Annotated in this window: 13 protein-coding genes; 8 read left to right on the top strand and 5 right to left on the bottom strand. The window is 58.4% G+C overall.

Annotated elements, in window-relative coordinates; genetic code table 11:
- Positions 1 to 44: 44 nt before the first annotated feature.
- A complete protein-coding gene (locus E1297_RS34885) occupies positions 45 to 227 on the bottom strand; it encodes a DUF1674 domain-containing protein (RefSeq protein ID WP_155146322.1) in 183 nt (60 codons plus the stop codon).
- An 86-nt stretch (positions 228 to 313) separates the two neighbouring features.
- Here E1297_RS34885 and E1297_RS34880 point away from each other — a divergent pair, with 86 nt between their 5' ends.
- The 7 genes from E1297_RS34880 to E1297_RS34850 all read left to right on the top strand — a co-directional run bounded on the left by E1297_RS34880 (position 314) and on the right by E1297_RS34850 (position 8,784).
- A complete protein-coding gene (locus tag E1297_RS34880) occupies positions 314 to 1,573 on the top strand; it encodes an RsmB/NOP family class I SAM-dependent RNA methyltransferase (protein ID WP_155146320.1) in 1,260 nt (419 codons plus the stop codon).
- Positions 1,574 to 1,662: 89 nt separating this feature from the next.
- A complete protein-coding gene (locus E1297_RS34875) occupies positions 1,663 to 3,402 on the top strand; it encodes a heparinase II/III family protein (RefSeq protein ID WP_155146318.1) in 1,740 nt (579 codons plus the stop codon).
- Positions 3,403 to 3,424: 22 nt separating this feature from the next.
- A complete protein-coding gene (gene purH, locus E1297_RS34870) occupies positions 3,425 to 5,014 on the top strand; it encodes a bifunctional phosphoribosylaminoimidazolecarboxamide formyltransferase/IMP cyclohydrolase (protein WP_155146316.1) in 1,590 nt (529 codons plus the stop codon).
- On the top strand, positions 5,014 to 5,490 hold the full coding sequence (gene lspA / locus E1297_RS34865; protein ID WP_155146314.1) for a signal peptidase II: 477 nt from the start codon (positions 5,014 to 5,016) through the stop codon (positions 5,488 to 5,490). The genes purH and lspA overlap by 1 nt, the downstream gene beginning before the upstream one ends.
- A gap of 50 nt (positions 5,491 to 5,540) precedes the next feature.
- On the top strand, positions 5,541 to 6,056 hold the full coding sequence (locus E1297_RS34860) for a DUF3035 domain-containing protein (protein ID WP_155146312.1): 516 nt from the start codon (positions 5,541 to 5,543) through the stop codon (positions 6,054 to 6,056).
- Positions 6,057 to 6,136: 80 nt separating this feature from the next.
- Positions 6,137 to 7,477, top strand: coding sequence for a pitrilysin family protein (locus tag E1297_RS34855; protein ID WP_155146310.1), 1,341 nt, complete (start codon positions 6,137 to 6,139; stop codon positions 7,475 to 7,477).
- Positions 7,474 to 8,784, top strand: coding sequence for a pitrilysin family protein (locus E1297_RS34850; RefSeq protein ID WP_155146308.1), 1,311 nt, complete (start codon positions 7,474 to 7,476; stop codon positions 8,782 to 8,784). The genes E1297_RS34855 and E1297_RS34850 overlap by 4 nt, the downstream gene beginning before the upstream one ends.
- Positions 8,785 to 8,805: 21 nt before the next feature.
- Here E1297_RS34850 and E1297_RS34845 read toward each other — a convergent pair whose 3' ends face one another.
- The 4 genes from E1297_RS34845 to deoC are packed head-to-tail and all read right to left on the bottom strand — an operon-like array spanning position 8,806 to position 13,339.
- Complete coding sequence (locus E1297_RS34845; protein ID WP_155146306.1) at positions 8,806 to 9,615, bottom strand: SDR family oxidoreductase; 810 nt, start codon at positions 9,613 to 9,615, stop codon at positions 8,806 to 8,808.
- Between the two features lie 24 nt (positions 9,616 to 9,639).
- Positions 9,640 to 11,973 (bottom strand): aldehyde dehydrogenase family protein, encoded by a 2,334-nt coding sequence (locus E1297_RS34840; protein ID WP_155146304.1) that lies wholly within the window; start codon positions 11,971 to 11,973, stop codon positions 9,640 to 9,642.
- A 1-nt stretch (position 11,974) separates the two neighbouring features.
- Positions 11,975 to 12,331 carry a hypothetical protein gene (locus E1297_RS34835; protein WP_155146303.1) on the bottom strand — a complete coding sequence of 119 codons (357 nt, stop codon included), beginning with the start codon at positions 12,329 to 12,331 and terminating at the stop codon, positions 11,975 to 11,977.
- 9 nt (positions 12,332 to 12,340) lie between these two features.
- Positions 12,341 to 13,339, bottom strand: coding sequence for a deoxyribose-phosphate aldolase (gene deoC, locus E1297_RS34830; protein ID WP_155146301.1), 999 nt, complete (start codon positions 13,337 to 13,339; stop codon positions 12,341 to 12,343).
- Between the two features lie 188 nt (positions 13,340 to 13,527).
- On the opposite strand from deoC, the gene E1297_RS34825 reads away from it, so the two are divergent.
- A complete protein-coding gene (locus tag E1297_RS34825) occupies positions 13,528 to 14,493 on the top strand; it encodes a metal ABC transporter solute-binding protein, Zn/Mn family (RefSeq protein WP_209016191.1) in 966 nt (321 codons plus the stop codon).

Here is a 14,493-nt window from a genome sequence, read left to right as displayed (position 1 = left end):
TTTAACGGATTTTCTAAAGACCCTGCGAAAGGTTGCCTGACAGGTCAGAAATCGATCGCGATTCCCTTTTTTTCCCAATCGCCAAAGCGTGCTGGATCCGGGCCATCGCGACCGCCAAGTTCTTTGGGTAATGCCTTTGCATCGGCTTCGGCCTTGCGACGACGTTCTTCCGCTTCGGCAAGTGCGCGCTGCGCGGCAGGTGGCAGGTCTTTGCGGTCGTCACTCATGACTTCGGGTTCCTTTCCGTGCACAGCCTTGATATACGCCCCCGTCCGCCAAACGCAATGCGGGCACAAGTCACAAAGGCGGTTTCATGTCCAATAACGCAACAGCAGCACGGCGCAGCACAGTATATCTGCTGGATCAGATTCTGGGCGAGGGGCGACTGTTGTCCGAATGTCTGGCTGCGGGTGCGCTGGATCGACTGACGCCCGAGGATCGTGCCCGGGCACAACGCCTGACCCTGGAAACCCTGCGCGGTCTGGAACGTGCGGACCGGCTGCTTGAAAGCCACCTGAAGCGTACCCCGGCATTGACTGTTCATAACGCGCTGCGCCTTGGCACTGTTGAGCTGTGCCATGGTGAGGCTGCGCATGGCGTAGTGAATTCGATGGTCGAGATCGTTGGAAGGTCGCGCAAACACGGTCGGCTTAAAGGGCTGGTGAATGCCGTGCTGCGCAAAGTGGCTGACGAAGGCCCGGACGCCTGGCCCAAAATGCGTGTTCCCCGCTTGCCGGAATGGTTGCGAGAGCCTTTGATCGCCGCATGGGGTCAGGATGCCATCAAAGGGATGGAACAGGCGCATTTCACAGGCGCACCATTGGATGTCACGCTGAAGCCGGGTGCCAAGGCGCCGGGAGGAGACGCCCTACCAACAGGTTCGGTCCGATTGCAGGACGCAGGCCAGGTTTCTGCCTTGCCCGGATACAAAGCTGGCGATTGGTGGGTGCAGGATGCCGCGGCCGCCTTGCCGGTTCGCATTCTTGGGCCACAACAAGGCGAGCAGATTTTGGATCTGTGCGCAGCGCCGGGTGGCAAGACGCTGCAATTGGCCGCTGCAGGTGCCGATGTAACAGCACTGGATGTTTCCGAGGCTCGAATCGCCCGGGTGCAGGAAAACCTCAAGCGTACCGGCTTGAAGGCCAATGTAGTTGTTGGCGATGCGCTGGAGCATCGGGGGCAATACGACGCGATCCTTCTGGATGCGCCTTGCTCTGCCACCGGCACAATTCGCAGGCACCCGGATCTTCCTTTTGCCAAGGACGGGTCTGAGTTTGGTGGACTGATCGAGTTGCAGGCCCGGATGCTCGCCCACGCATGGACCCTGTTGAAACCCGGCGGGAGGCTGGTTTATTGCACCTGCTCACTGCTGCCGGATGAAGGCGAAGTGCAGATCGAAGAGGCGCTGGAGATGTATCCGGACATGCGGGTAAACCGTGAAGCTCTGGATGTTCCGGGTGTCGAAAGTGACTGGATCACCGAAGAAGGAGGCCTGCGTCTGCGGCCGGACTATTGGCCAGAACGCGGTGGAATGGATGGGTTCTATGTCGCCTGTCTCAACAAATCGGTCTGAGCAGGCCGCTTTTCGGTGACTTGACCTTCGTCGCTCGCTATCGTTGGTTCAAGCGCCAGCAGAGCGTTAGGGGCAGAGTAACGAGCGTCATGTCGAATACGGACACCATGGCCAGCCGGTGGATACGGTTTCAGAACCGTCTTTATGCGCGGCTTAGTCAGCGCCGAAAGGCGGTGACGGGGTTCGTTGGACAACCCGAACCGCGCACAATTGGTTCCTATGCCCGAGGACGGCAGCTGGTTGCAGGAAACTTGCTGTTTGCGGGGTATCTGGTCGAGGCTCAGGATACCGATCTTTGGGATGTCATAGCTCCAAATGCCCCTTTTGATGATGAACGGCACGGTTTTGCCTGGTTGGATGATCTGGCCGCTGTTGGAGACATGCGTGCGCGGGAAAAGGCGCAGCGCTGGGTTTGGGGCTGGATTGAGACGCATGGGCGAGGGCAGGGCCCTGGCTGGGCGCCCGATCTGACAGGCCGGCGGTTGATCCGCTGGATCAATCACGCCCTTTTCCTATTACGCGGGGCGAATGATACGCAAAGCAAGCTGTTCTTTCGTTCACTTGCGCAACAGACCTGGTTTTTATCCAAACGCTGGAACGCGGCGACACCGGGGCTGCCCCGGTTTGAAGCCTTGACCGGGCTGGTACAGGCGGGACTTGCGCTCGAAGGGCTCGAAGCGATGTCAGATCCGGCCTTGCGTGCACTGGCCCGGGAATGTGACCGGCAGGTGGATGAACAAGGGGGAATACCGACGCGGAACCCCGAGGAGTTGCTTGAAGTATTCACATTGCTGGCCTGGACCTCTGCGGCTTTGCACGAGGTGGGCCGGGGAACGCCCGCAGCCCAGACCAGAGCGATCAAACGGATCGCCCCAACCTTGCGCAGCCTGCGTCATGCGGATGGCGCACTGGCCCGGTTTCATGGCGGCGGCCGAGGTGTCGAGGGACGGTTGGATCAGGCATTGGCGCAAAGCGGTGTGAAACCGCAACTGTCGACAGGGCTGTCGATGGGGTATGCCCGATTATCCGCCGCGCGCACAACTGTGATTGTCGATGCCAGTGTTCCGCCGAAAGGGGCAGCCTCGTACAATGCGCATGCTTCGACTTTGGCTTTCGAACTGACGTCGGGACGCCGCCCGCTGATCGTGAATTGCGGGTCAGGCGAGAGTTTCGGGCTGGACTGGCGTCGGGCGGGTCGGGCCACGCCCTCGCATTCGACGCTATGTCTTGATGGCTATTCCAGCGCACGTTTGACCGAGCCGCTCAAAGGTACGGCGCATGAGGCGCTTGTGGATGCGCCGCAAGATGTACCCCATGAGTTTGAGGAAGCCTTTGAGGGCACCCGCTTTATGGTGGGGCATGATGGATATACCAAGGTCTTTGGCCTGACCCATGCCCGCACATTCGAGCTGCGCTTTGATGGGCGCGAACTGGCGGGCGAGGACATTTTGCTGACCGCCACTGACAAGGCGAAGCGGCAATTTGACCGGGCAATGGACAGCTCGGGCCTGAAAGGCATCGCCTTTGACATCCGCTTTCACCTGCATCCGGACGTGGATGCGGCCATCGATTTGGGTGGTGCGGCGGTATCGATGGCGCTCAAAAGTGGTGAGATATGGGTTTTCCGCCATGACGGTGTGGGAAAATTGTCCGTTGAACCAAGCGTTTACCTTGAAAAAGGCAGATTAAAGCCCCGCGCGACAAAACAGATCGTTCTATCCGGGCGCGCAATGGAGTATGCGACCCGCATCCGGTGGACGCTGAGCAAGGCTCAGGATACAGCCTATGCCGTACGCGATCTGCACCGGGACGAGCCCGAGTTTGACTGACGCCAAAAGGACCTTTGGACCCATGACCGATCTTCACCCCGTGCGCCGCGCGTTGCTTTCCGTTTCCGACAAGACCGGGCTGATCGAGCTGGGAAAGGCGCTGGCCGAGCGCGGGGTCGAGCTATTGTCGACCGGCGGCACCGCCAAGGCGCTGCGTGATGCGGGGCTTGAGGTGAAGGACGTCAGCGAGATTACTGGCTTCCCCGAGATGATGGACGGCCGTGTGAAAACCCTGCACCCGATGGTGCATGGCGGCCTGCTGGCACTGCGCAACAACGACACCCATGTCGCTGCGATGAATGAACATGGCATCGGCGCAATCGACCTGCTGGTCGTGAATCTCTATCCGTTCGAGGCGACAGTCGCCAAAGGCGCGGGCTACGACGAATGCATCGAGAACATCGATATCGGCGGCCCCGCAATGATCCGTGCGGCCTCGAAGAACCATGCCTTTGTGAACGTGGTTGTGGATGTTGAGGATTACTCTTCGCTTCTGGATCAGTTGGAAGAGAATTACGGCAAAACCTCTTATGGTTTCCGCCAGTGGCTGGCGCAAAAGGCTTACGCCCGGACCGCAGCGTACGACACCGCGGTTTCGAATTGGATGGCCGACGCACTGCAGCTTGAGGCGCCCAAGCGCCGCGCCTTTGCCGGTGAGCTGAAACAGACTCTGCGCTATGGTGAGAACAGTCATCAACAAGCGGCTTTCTACACTGATGGAACCAACCGCCCGGGTGTGGCGACCGCCGTTCAGCACCAGGGCAAGGAGCTGAGCTATAACAACATCAACGACACCGACGCAGCGTTTGAACTGGTGGCCGAGTTCGATCCTGCAAAAGGTGCGGCCTGTGCCATCATCAAGCATGCCAACCCTTGCGGCGTAGCCACAGGCGCGACCTTGCTGGACGCGTATAAGTTGGCATTCGACTGTGACCGGACATCGGCCTTTGGTGGGATCGTGGCACTGAACCAACCGCTCGACGCCGAAACTGCACAGGAAATCACCGGGATTTTCACCGAAGTCGTGATCGCTCCGGGTGCATCGGATGAAGCAAAGGCGATCTTCGCGGCCAAGAAGAACCTGCGCCTGCTGACCACTGAAGCACTGCCGGACGTGACAGCAGGCGGCAAGACCGTGCGTCAGGTAGCGGGCGGTCTGCTGGTGCAGGACAAGGACAATGGCTTTGTCGGCATGGATGATCTGAAGGTTGTCACCAAGAAGGCGCCGACCGAAGAGCAGATGCGCGACCTGCTGTTTGCCTGGAAAGTGGCGAAACACGTTAAATCCAACGCAATCGTTTACGTGAAAGATGGCGCGACTGTTGGCGTCGGCGCGGGTCAGATGAGCCGCCTGGACTCTGCCATGATTGCCGCCAAGAAGGCCGAACGCATGGCCGACGCGCTCGGCTTGCCGCAACCGCTCACCATCGGCTCGGCCGTTGCGTCTGATGCATTCTTCCCCTTCCCTGACGGGCTGATGGAAGCCGCCGAGGCTGGTGCGACCTGTGTCATCCAGCCGGGTGGATCGATGCGTGATGACGAGGTGATCGCGGCCGCGGATGAGGCCGGATTGGCCATGGTCTTCACCGGCATGCGGCACTTCCGTCACTGATGCGGTATCGGTTTCTGTTCTGGGCCGGGTTGGCCGCGTTTCTGATCGACCAGATCAGTAAGTACCTGGTCGTTCACGTGATGCGCGTTGCTGAACAACCCGGTGGTATCGACGTTCTGCCACCGCTGGTCGTTTTCAAATACGGAGAGAATCGCGGTATCAATTTCGGCTTGTTCCAGGGCAATAGCGAAGCCGCGCGTTGGGTATTGATCGGTATATCGATAGCCATCAGCCTGGCTGTATTGATCTGGCTCCGCCGTATAGCGGCGTCCAAGTTTATGCTGATCTGTGGCGGATTGTTAATCGGTGGCGCATTGGGCAACGTGGTGGACCGCCTGTTATATGGATATGTTCTGGATTTCCTGAACATGTCCTGCTGCGGGATCAACAACCCGTTTGTGTTCAATCTGGCGGATGTCTTCATATTTGCGGGCGCTCTCGGTCTGGTGTTGTTTGACAGCAAAAAGGCCTCGTGACGCGCCCGATGATATGCGATAAAAGCGCCTGAAACAGGCTGGAGACGATAATGCGGATGCCGCGTGCCCTATTTGCTCTGACACTCGCTGCTTTGGTTGCGGGATGCTCCGATATCGGCTTGCGCAATCTGGAACCGCCCGGCGCGGGACCGGATGAATTCTCGGTTCTGCCAGTCAAACCGCTGACAGAGCCCAAAGATTATCAGTTTTTGCCGGCTCCGACGCCAGGCGGCGCTAACCTGACGGATCCTAATCCGAAAGCAGACGCTGTGGTGGCCCTGGGTGGAAACGCAGCTGCTCTGAATCCAAACACCTCTGTCCCATCCTCTGATGCGGCGCTGGTTACAGCATCCAGCAGATATGGCGTTCCGGCAAATACCCGTCAGACCGTCAATCAGGAAGATGCTGATTTCCGCGACCGTCAGAGCCGTTGGACACGCCTGCGTTTGTTCAAGATCGACCGTTATGCAGAAGTCTACAAACGTGACGCGATCGATCCCTATCAACAGACCGAAGCGTTCCGTCGCCGCGGGTATGAAACACCGTCCTCCCCGCCGGATGAATAATTTTTAACTTTCCGTCATCTCACTTGAACCCGGCGGGCGCCACCGTAGTTTGATTACTGTAACGAAACGGAGGATGCCCTATGGTTCGGGCTCTGGCCTTGTCGGCCGCCTTATTGTCTGCGACCCCGCTTTTGGCTGAAGACGGGCACGAAGCAGTCACTACATTTACTTTGGATAACGGCATGGATGTCGTCGTGGTCGAAGACCATCGCGCGCCGGTTGTCCAGCACATGGTCTGGTATCGCGCCGGATCAGCCGATGAACCTGTTGGATCGTCAGGTGTTGCCCATTTTCTGGAGCATTTGCTGTTCAAGGGTACGGATACCATGGCGCCGGGTGAACTGTCGGCGACTGTTGCTGCGAACGGAGGCAATGATAATGCCTTCACCTCGTATGACTACACCGCCTATTTTCAGAGAGTGGCCGCAGACCGCCTCGAGCTGATGATGCGGATGGAAGCGGACCGGATGCGCAACATCCGTCTGACTGAAAATGATATCGCCACAGAGCGTGATGTGATTCTCGAAGAGCGCAATCAGCGCACTGAAAACAATCCGCGATCCTTGTTCGGGGAACAGATGAGTGCGGCCCAGTATCTCAATCACCGTTACGGCGTGCCAATCATCGGCTGGAGGCACGAGATGGAAACGCTGGACATGGAAGACGCGCTGTCCTTCTACCAGACCCATTATGCCCCCAATAACGCGATTCTGGTCGTCACCGGTGATGTGGAGCCGGATGAAGTCAAAGCGCTGGCTGAAGAGTATTATGGTGTGATCCCCGCCAACCTGGAGCTGCCAGAACGTGTGCGCTCGCAGGAGCCGCCGCAAACGGCCGAACGTCGCCTGACCTTTAAAGATTCGCGTGTCGCACAGCCATATGTTCAGCGCAGTTATCTGGCCCCGGAACGAGACGCCGGCGCACAGGAGAAAGCCGCCGCCCTCTACCTGCTGGCGGAACTGCTGGGTGGCAGCACGACCTCATACCTGAATGAGAAGCTGCAGTTCGAACAGCAGAAGGTCGTCTATACCGGGGCGTTCTACCGGGGTGTATCTCTGGATGACACCACCTTTGATCTGATCGTTGTTCCGGCCGAGGGCGTATCTCTGCAGGAAGCTGAGGATGCAATGGATCAGGCGGTCGCGGATTTCATCGCCGAAGGCGTGAACCAGGAAGATCTGGACCGGATCAAGATGCAGTTACGTGCGGCCCAGACCTATGCACGCGACAATGTGGATGGGATCGGAAACCGTTATGGGCGGGCTCTGACCAGTGGCCTGACGGTCGAGGATGTGCAGGCCTGGCCTGATATCCTTCAGGCTGTGACGGCGGATGAGATCATCGCCGCCGCGCGTGAGGTGATACAACCCGAAACGTCAGTGACCGGATGGCTGATGCGCGACGATGAGGTGACGCAATGAACCGGATTTTCGCGACGCTGATCGCCTTCGTTATCGCCCTGCCAGCCTGGGCTGAGATCGAGATTGAAGAGGTCACCTCTCCAAGCGGCATCAAGGCCTGGCTGGTCGAAGATCACTCGATCCCCTTTACCGCGCTAGAGTTGCGTTTTCGCGGAGGCACCTCACTGGATGATCCCGACAAACGTGGTGCAGTCTACCTTATGAGCGGCCTGATCGAAGAAGGTGCAGGTGATATGGATGCCCGCACCTATGCCCGTGAGTTGGAAGAGCTGGCCGCCTCGTTCAGGTATAATGCTACTGATGATACGGTTTCGATTTCCGCTCAGTTCCTGACAGAAAACAGGGATGAGGTTATCGATCTTTTGCGTACCACAATTCACGAACCCCGGTTCGATCAGGATGCGGTGGATCGGGTGCGCGCTCAGGTGCTGTCTGGGCTGAAATCTGACCAGACTGACCCGAATGATATTGCAGGCCGAAACTTTGCCGAAATGGCATTTGGTGATCATCCATACGGGTCAGAGGGCAAGGGTACGATCGAAAGCGTGTCGGCTTTGACCCGCGATGACGTGATCGCAGCTTATAACGGCGTGTTTGCCAAAGATCGCCTTTATGTTGGTGCGGTCGGGGATATCACTGCAGAAGAACTGGGTGTTCTGCTGGATGAGCTGCTTGCAGAGCTGCCGGAAACCGGCAAGCCGATACCTGATCGGGCTGATGTGACGATCTCAGGTGGCGTCAATGTTGTGGAGTTCGATACGCCTCAATCCGTAGCATTGTTTGGGCAGAAGGGCATCGATCGTGACGATCCGGATTTCTTCGCTGCATACATCCTGAACCACATCCTCGGTGGTGGTGGGTTCGAGAGTCGGCTGATGCACGAAGTCCGGGAAAAGCGTGGCCTGACCTATGGCGTGGGAACTTACCTTGTGCCCAAGGATCTCGCTTCGGTTTATCTGGGGTCGGTTTCGTCAGCCAACGACCGTATCGCCCAAGCGGTTGAAGTGATCCGCGATGAATGGGCCCGCGCCGCGACCGAAGGCGTGACCCAGAAAGAGCTGGACGACGCCAAGACCTACCTGACCGGTGCCTATCCGTTGCGATTTGATGGAAACGGGCAGATTGCGGGAATTATGGTCGGGATGCAGATGGAAGACCTGCCCATCGACTACATCGCCACCCGTAATGACAAGGTGAACGCGATAACGCTGGAAGAGGTCAACCGGGTCGCCGCAGAATTGCTCGACCCGGAGGGGCTGCACTTCACCGTAGTCGGCAAACCAGTGGGTCTGGACACCACGAACTAAGAAATTGGGGCTGAGCAGCGCTCAGCCCTTTTTCATGCTGCGCAGCATCTGCCCCATCATCTGGCCGAACTTGCCTGATCCGCGCTGATACAGCGCGCCGTCAACGGCCAGAACCGTGCCGCTGATATAGCTGGCCAGATCAGAGCTGAGGAACAGGCAGGCATTCGCCACGTCCTGTGGCTGACCCCAGCGACCCAAGGGAACGTCCTTGCGCAGCGCTTCGCCGGCATCCGGAGTTGGGGCCAGACGTTTGGCCCCTTCAGTGCCTTCGATAAAGCCAGGCACGACCGAGTTCACGCGGATGCCTTCGACGCCCCATTCCATCGACAATGTGCGGGTAATCTGATCGACGCCTGCCTTGGCGGCACAGACATGAGCCTGACCTTCGTACGGCAGATACGATTGCGGAGCCGAGATGTTGATGATGCTGGCTCCCGGGCGCTTCAGATAGGGATACGCCCCCTTCATCACGTGGATGGTGCCCATCAGGTCGATATCGATCACGGTTTTGAACGCATTGACCGACATTTCCGCTGCCAATGCCGGGAAATTGCCTGCTGCGCCAGACACCAGAACATCGAAGTCACCGAATGCGTCGTGGAATTGCTTAAGGCCCTCGGCTACCGCCTCAGGGTCACGCACGTCAAACGCCGCACCGATTGCATCCTGTGCGCCCGCAGCTTTCAGTGTGGCAACGGTGTCATCGACCTTTTCCTGCGAACGGCTGGCGACAGCAAGTTTGGCACCCGAGGCCGCAAAGGCCTCGGCAATGCCGCGATTGATACCGCTGGTACCACCAATGACGATGACGGTTTTTCCCGAAAAATCCATGTAGGCCTCCCTTGGAGGGGAGCCCTACTCGCCGTAGGGCACCCAGATGTTCTTGATCTCGGTCGAAGCCTGAAGGAACCGGCGGGAATGGTCCATGCCCCAATCGAATGCCGTGGCGTTATTCACCCAGGTCCGTTTCAGGTTCCCGGCCGAGACGACCTCGATCTCTTTTGACAGGTCGGTGGATGAGAACGACCAGACCGCATCGACGTTCAGATGCGATGCCAGCGGTTTCGCCAATTCCGCATGGCTGCCGGTCAGGATGTTGACTACACCGGCGGGCACGTCCGAGGTTTCGAGGATTTGGTAGAAATCGGTAGCCGCCAGCGGGTAGGGCTCTGAGGCCACCAGAACCGTCCGGTTGCCCATCGCAATTGCCGGAGCCATGGCCGAGACCAGACCCAGCAGAGGCGCCTCGTCCGCACAAAGCGCGCCGATGACACCAACGGATTCTTTCATGGCAATCGCCACGCCCCGGATCGGAACCCCATGTACCTGACCGTCGTACTTGTCGGCCCAGGCGGCGGCTGTGAACAGACGCTGGATTGAAGCTTCGACCTCTTTCGCACCGTCCTTTTTGCCGGTCATCGCGTCGATGCGAGCGGCAAACTCGTCGGCGCGGGCCGAGAGGTTTTCGCCGATGTAATACAGGATTTGCGCCCGCAGGTGGCCGGTGGTCTTGGACCAACCTTTGGCCCCCGCCGCAGCCTCAACCGCATTGCGGATGTCCTTGCGATTGGCGAGGCCCACGTGGCCCAACAGCCCGGACTTGCCCCAAACGGGTTTCGAATAGCCGCTATCAGGCCGCGCCTGCTTGCCTCCGACATACATCTTGGCGGTACGGTCAATTGGATCGACCGGAGCGCCTTCGCCGGTCCCCGCTTCAACCTTCGCCAACGGCTTAGCTTTGCCCTTGGGCTTGGTGTACACAGTCAAGCCTTCCCAGCCGCCTTCACGGCCAAAGCCGCTTTCGCGCACGCCGCCGAATCCGGCCGCCGCGTCGAACAGGTTGGTGGCATTCACCCAGACCACGCCCGCGACCAACTTAGGTGCGATATCCAGCGCCAGGTTCACATTCTCCGTCCACACCGTCGCGGCCAACCCGTAACGGGTGTTGTTGGCCAGTTCGACTGCCTCTTCCGGTGTGCGGAAGGTTGAGGACACCAGAACCGGGCCAAAGATTTCTTCCTGCATCAGCGGGTCGGATGTTTCGAGGCCTGAGATCAGCGTCGGCGGGTAATAACAACCGTTCGCAGGCAGATCGCAAGCCGCCTGATGAACATGCCCAACTGTGTTGCTTTCGACCATGCCCTTGATGGTCTGCAACTGCACGGGATCCACAACGGCACCCACGTCGATGCACTTGTCCAGTGGGTCACCAACGCGCAGCTTGTCCATCCGGGCACGCAGCTTGTTATGGAAGCGATCTGCGATGCCTTCCTGCACCAACAGGCGAGAGCCCGCACAGCAGACCTGGCCCTGATTGAACCAGATCGCGTCGACCAAGCCTTCGATGGCTGAATCAATATCCGCGTCGTCAAAGACGATGTAGGCGGACTTGCCACCCAGCTCCAATGTCAGTTCCTTGCCATAGCCAGCGGTCGCCTCACGGATACGACGACCCACGACGGTCGAGCCGGTAAAGGCGATTTTGTCGACGTCCGAGGACACGATCATCTCGCCCACGGCGCCGTCACCAGTGACGATGTTGACTACGCCTTTGGGCAGCCCGGCCTGTGTGCAAATGTCAGCAAACAGAAGTGCGGTCAGCGAAGTGTATTCGGCTGGTTTCAGAACCACGGTGTTGCCCATCGCGATCGCAGGCGCGACTTTCCACGCCAGCATCAGCAGGGGGAAGTTCCACGGAATGATCTGTCCACAAACACCCAGAGCCTCGGCATCGGGCAGTTCGCTTTCCATCAGCTGCGCCATGCCTGCGTGATAGTAGAAGTGACGCTGCACCAGCGGGATGTCGATGTCGCGCGATTCACGGATCGGCTTGCCGTTGTCGAGGCTTTCCAGCACGGCAAACAGTCGCGAGTGCTTCTGCAGCAAACGCGCAATGGCATAAAGATACCTTGCGCGGCCCGCGCCGCCCAGCTTCTCCCATTTCGGTTGCGCCTTGCGTGCGGCAGCCACAGCAGCGTCCACGTCGGCCTGTTTCGCCTGTGTCAGCTTGGCCAGAACCTCTCCGGTCGCGGGGTTGCGGCTTTCGAACCCTTTGCCGGGCTTGGTGAAGGCACCGTCGATATAGTGACCGAACTTGTCGCCCTGATCGACCAACCAAGCAAGCGCTTCCGCGGCGCTTTCGGGGGCAGGGCCATAGTCCATGGTTTCAAAAATCTCTTTGACTGTCATTTTAGTTTTCCCCGCAGTTGAGGGTGAGGAATCGAACTGTGGTCTGATCTTGGGGAATGCGTACAACTTTACGTGGTTTGGATTTCACGTTTTCTGTGGAGTTTGTACGATTCAAGTAAGCGAAGTAGACTTCGCCGTGTCCCGCAAAGATTTGACCAAGTGGCGTTTCATCGACCATTGGAGCTTTGAACTCGACGTGCCCGTCGGTCCAAATGAGTTGTTGATCGGTTATATCGATACTCACAGTATCGCCGTTGGTTTTGCCATCAACGATCCACGGGCTGCATTCCATTGCCTCAGAATAGGCAGGGCCAAATTGCAATAGAAGCAACGAAGTGGTTGTGGCTAGTTTGAACATTGAAACTATTCACCCCATGGAGTGACGGTAGCCGGCTGAGTAAGACCCGGTGACATAGTGTTCCAACTGCCGCTCGATATCGCCCAGCAGCGATGAGGCACCAAAGCGGAACAGGTCCGGCTCCAGCCAGCGGTCGCCCAGCTCGTCCTTGATTAGCGACAGGTAAACCAGCGCGTCCTTGGCTTTCGAGATGCCGCCTGCGGGTTTGTAGCCAACGCGATACCCGGTGCGGTCGTAGTAGTCGCGGATTGCGCGGATCATAACCAACGAGACGGGCAGGGTGGCGTTGACGCTTTCCTTGCCAGTCGACGTCTTGATGAAATCAGCGCCCGCCATCATGCAAACCAGTGAAGCACGCGCGACATTACGCAGGCTGCCTAGTTCTCCGGTGGCGAGGATGGCTTTGACATGGGCATCGCCGCAGGCGACGCGGAAGGCCTTCATCTCTTCATACAACGCCTGCCAGTCGCCCGACAGGACATGACGGCGCGAGATGACGATGTCGATCTCTTCGGCTCCAGCTTTCACGCTTTCTTCAATCTCGGCCACGCGCAGGTGGAATGGAGACAGGCCTGCCGGGAAGCCCGTCGATACGGCTGCAACCGGAATGCCGGTGCCGTGAAGCGCGTCTACGGCGGTTTCGATCATGTCGTGATAGACGCAAACGGCCCCTGTGGTGATCGGCGGCATGTCCAGCGCCTGCCGAACCGAAGGTGCCACGGGTTGCCGGGCTTTGGCGCAAAGGCGGCGAACGCGGCCCACCGTGTCGTCACCTGACAGTGTGGTCAGGTCGATCATCGTGATCGCCTTCAGCAGCCACGCGGCCTGATACTCTTTCTTCACCGACCGTCGACCGGGCAGGGTCGCGGCGCGTCGTTCTATGGCCGAGGTATTGACCTGCACTGCGCGTACCCAGTCCAGATCGAGGTCCATACCGGGGTTTCTGGGCTCGGTCACTTGCGGCAGATGCGCGGTGCGCACGGGGCTTTCTGAGCTCTGCGTTTCCATCTTCACATCCTTTGGGAGGTTTGCGCCAAAATCGCACGGGACGCGGCCAAATGGAAGATGTGTAACATTCTTCAGGCCACATTTTTTGACCATTTGGACAAATATAATAGGTTTTCTTGCGAATAATTCTCAATAGCGTTGACTTAGTTGCGAATGGTTCGCATATTCATTCTCAAGTGGATACCAAAATGGGGTCGGAAATGATTCGTCGCAGTTTTCTTGCAGTAATCGCGTTTGCCGTGGCTATGCCTTTGGCGGCGTGGGCTGAAGCACCTCTGAAGGTAGTTGCCACAACGGGTATGATCGCAGATGCCGCGCGTCAGGTGGGTGGTGATCAGGTTGAGGTCAAAGGCCTGATGGGACCAGGTGTCGATCCGCACGCCTATCGTCAGACCCGCAGCGATATCGTGGCGATGACCCGCGCCGATCTGGTGCTGTGGCATGGTCTATATCTGGAAGCGCAGATGGAAGAGTTCTTTCATGATCTTGATCGCAAACGGAACGTGGTCGCCGTGGCAGACGGTGTCGATAAATCCAAGTTGCGTGCGCATGACGATTACGCAGACAAATACGATCCGCACCTGTGGATGAGCCCGGTTTTGTGGAAAGATGTGGTGGTTCAGGTACAGGAAGCACTAACCGAAGCCCGCCCCGAAGCAGCCGAAACCTTTGCCGCCAATACCGAGGCATTCCTCGCAGAAATCGATCAATTGGACGCCTACGGAAAACAGGTTCTGGCTGCGGTGCCGGAAAACAGCCGTGTACTTGTCACCGCGCACGACGCGTTTGGATATTTTGGCGAGGAATACGGTTATGAGGTTCTGGGTATTCAGGGTATTTCAACCCAGTCCGAGGCTGGCCTGAACCGGATCGGTGAGTTGGTCGATACGCTGGTGGACCAGAAACTGACGGCTGTGTTTGTCGAAAGTTCAGTCTCTGACCGCTCAATGCGCGCCCTGATCGAAGGGGCTGCGTCCAAAGGTCATGAGGTCGGCGTCGGTGGAGAGCTGTATTCAGATGCCATGGGCGAGCCGGGATCATACGAAGGCACTTACGTGGGCATGCTGGATCACAACATCACCGTGATTGCAGGTGCGCTGGGCGCAGATGTGCCAGAGCGCGGCATGAACGGCAAATTGTTGGCGGGGTTCTGA

The sequence above is a fragment of the Roseibium sp. RKSG952 genome (assembly GCF_009711355.1).
This window is presented reverse-complemented; position numbering and strand designations above follow the sequence as displayed.